Consider the following 3,291-nt stretch of genomic DNA (forward strand, 5'->3'; position numbering starts at 1 on the left):
CAGCTGCTCCGGCAGATCCGCCAACTGCTCGGCCCAGTACGCCACCTGCTGCGACAGCACACTGCCCGGATCGGACTCGTCCCCCAACAACTCCCTCTGCCACAGCGTGTAATCCGCATACTGCACGGGCAGCTCCGACCAGGCCGGAGCCCGCCCCACAGACCGGGCCGTATACGCCTCGACCATGTCCCGGACCAATGGCCCCATCGACCATCCATCACCGACCACGTGGTGCAGCAGCACCATGAGAACGCACTCGTCCTCGGAGCTGTGGCTGTCCGCGATGTCGAACAGCCGCGCCCGAATCGGTATTTCGGTGGCAAGGTCGAAGGTATGGCGTGCCGCGGTCTCCAGAGCCTGCGGCAATTCCTGCTCGGTGACTTCGCTGGCCTCCCACACCAATGCCACGTGCTTTGGCTCGAGGACGCGTTGCTGGGGCTGGCCGTCGACTTCGGGGAACACCGTACGCAGCGACTCATGCCGTTCCACCACATCCAGTACAGCCGTGTGCAATGCCGACCGGTCCAACTTTCCGGTCAGCCGAAGTGCCAGCGGCGCGTTATAGGTGGCCGACGGGCCTTCCAACTTGTGCAGGAACCACAGACGGCGCTGGGCAAACGACAGCGGTATCACGAGTACTTACCTTCTTCCACTTCGGCTCGAATCGCACCACTGGATACGCCAGCCATCTGAATACGCCGAATAGTCGCTAAAGAATCGCTTGTGTGGACGGGGTCAAGAATTCTCCTGGGGCCGCGGCATCCGTCGCAGCGCGGTCCGGCGGGTCTTCGGAGTACTTTCCAGACTCTTAGCCAATGCCTCTACGGTGGAGGCGTCGAATACGGTGGCGATGGCAACCTCCAGTCCCAGGGTGCTCCGGATCCGGCTGACCAGCCGGGTCACCAGGAGAGAATGCCCGCCGAGTTCGAAGAAACCGTCATCGATGCCGACCCTGGGAAGGCCCAGCACTTCGGCGAACAGGCCACATAGCGCCTCTTCCTGGGGTGTACGCGGGGCCCGGCCACCGCTGAGGACAGCGTAATCCGGAGCCGGCAGGGCTTTGCGGTCCAGCTTTCCGTTCGGGGTCAAGGGCACCTGGTCGAGTACGACGACCGCGGACGGCACCATGAATTCCGGCAGTCGTTCGGCCGCATGTGCCCGTGCCGTCGTGGCCAGCGACTCCACGGACCGGGAGGTCACCGGTTGGTTGATCCACGGTCCCGTCGCCCCCGGCCGGTACACCCCCGATGTCACCGGGCTGCCGGCGGGGCACAGCACCGCCTCGAACCATTCGGGCCCCTGCGGCGACCAGGTCAGCAGCACACGGAGACCGTTCCGTTCGCCCCAACAGGCAAGCTCCTCGGGGTCCGTGATGTCGGCCGCACCGAATCCGGCGGATATCCGTCGCATCTCCGTCGTCAGGCGGCCATTGGGAATGCCACTCACCCGGACGCCATCCTGGTGCTCGGCCACTGCCGCCAGCAGGCCCTCCGCGTCCTTCACGTCCCGGCCCCACACGAGGTCGGCGAGCTCGCCCGGTGAGTGCGTCCCGGCGGCGGCCCCGTGCAGCACGACCTCGTACCGGTGCCGTGTCAGCTCGTTGTGGTGGACGCCCCGCTTGAGCCGGATGTCCACCGCAGCTACCCGGTCATCGGTCTCGGCGAGCCCGATGAAGAATTCCGGAGCAATCAGAAGTTCCGGCTCGGAACGCATCGCCTGGTCGACGGCCGCCTCCAGCCGGGCCGAGCCGATGTCCGCCATGATCCGCTGCGTCTGAATGGCCGTTTGGAACATCTGAGCGGTGCCGAGATGACGCACATCGCCGACGATCAGCCGTCCGTCCGGCGTCAGCAGACGCAGCGCCCCTTCCACCACCCGGGTGAGATAGTCGCCGGTGGGGAAGTACTGCACCACCGAATTCAGCACGATGGTGTCGAAGAATTCGGTCGGCATCCCCTCAGTGTCGTCGGCGGGTCGGCAGTCCAGCCGCACTCGGTCGCTCAGTCCGAACTCAGCGGTCTGCCGGCGGAGTCGGTCGATGACGGTCGGGGAGAAGTCGGTCGCCCAGTACTGCTCACATTCCTTGGCCAGATGCGCGAGCAGCAGACCCGAGCCGACGCCGATCTCCAGCATGCGGCGCGGACGGAATTCTCTGATCCTCCTCACCGCTGCGTCGCGCCACTCCCGCATCTCGGTTAGCGGAATCGCCTCATCGGTATAGGAACTGTTCCAACCGGTGAAGTCCTCGCCGAATTCTTCCTCGGTGCCGCTGGAGTAGACCGATTCGTAAATCTGCTGCCAGTCGCGGACCTGGCCCTCTTTCTGTCCCTGTTCGCTCGGGGCTTCGGGAACCACGTAGGCGACCAGCCGCGCATCCCCCGAGGTGTCCTCCCGGGCGACCACCACCGCCTGCGCCACTTCCGGATGCTCGGCCAGCACAGCCTCGATCTCACCCGGTTCGATACGGAAGCCGCGAATCTTCACCTGCTCATCGGCACGGCCCGCGAACTCCAGCTCACCATCGTGATTCCACCGCGCCACATCTCCCGTGCGATACATCCGCACACCGGCTTCAAAGGGACAGGCCACAAACCGTTCAGCAGTCAGACCCGCACGACCCCGATAACCGCGCGCCACTCCGACACCGGAGACATACAACTCACCCTCCACGCCCGGCGGAACCGGTCGCAGCCCTTCGTCCAGCACATACACCCTGGTACCGGTCACCGGCCCACCGATCGGCACCGGCCCACCCGCCGACAACGGCCCACTCAGCGTGACACACACCGTGGCCTCGGTCGGCCCATACGCATTGACCATCCGCCGGCCCGCCGACCACAGCTCGGCCAGTCCGGGCGGGCATGCCTCAGCGCCGACGATCAAGGTTTCGAATCCCGGCAATTTCCGTGCGGATTCCGTCGGAAGCGTAGTGAGGACCGAGGGCGGTATCAGGGCATGGGTGATGGCTTGGGCGTCCAGGACGTGCCATAGCCCCTCACCGGTCAATTGGTCCGGACGCGGAATCACCAGCGTCGCACCGTTGCTGAAGACCATCACCAATTCCCATACCGCAGCATCGAAGCTGGGTGACGAGAACTGCAGGACCCGACTGTCCGCGGTCACCCCCAGCCGGTCCCGCTGGGCAGCGGCCAGACTCGCCACACCACTGTGCGACACCATCACACCCTTGGGCCGACCCGTCGAACCCGAGGTATAGATCACATACGCCGGGTGCGCCGGATCCAGCCGACGCACCGGGTCACTGTCCGGGAATCCACTCCAGTCCTGGCG

At 65.5% G+C, this 3,291-nt stretch carries 2 protein-coding genes; both read right to left on the minus strand.

Annotation, left to right across the window (positions count from 1 at the left end):
- Positions 1-633 (minus strand): condensation domain-containing protein (locus tag ACIRJT_RS38830; RefSeq protein ID WP_403919354.1); only part of this gene is annotated, 633 nt, incomplete at its 3' end.
- 102 nt (positions 634-735) lie between these two features.
- Positions 736-3,291 (minus strand): amino acid adenylation domain-containing protein (locus ACIRJT_RS38835; protein WP_403919357.1); only part of this gene is annotated, 2,556 nt, incomplete at its 5' end.

It is taken from the genome of Streptomyces sp. NPDC102283, assembly GCF_044766265.1.
Lineage (GTDB): Bacteria > Actinomycetota > Actinomycetes > Streptomycetales > Streptomycetaceae > Streptomyces.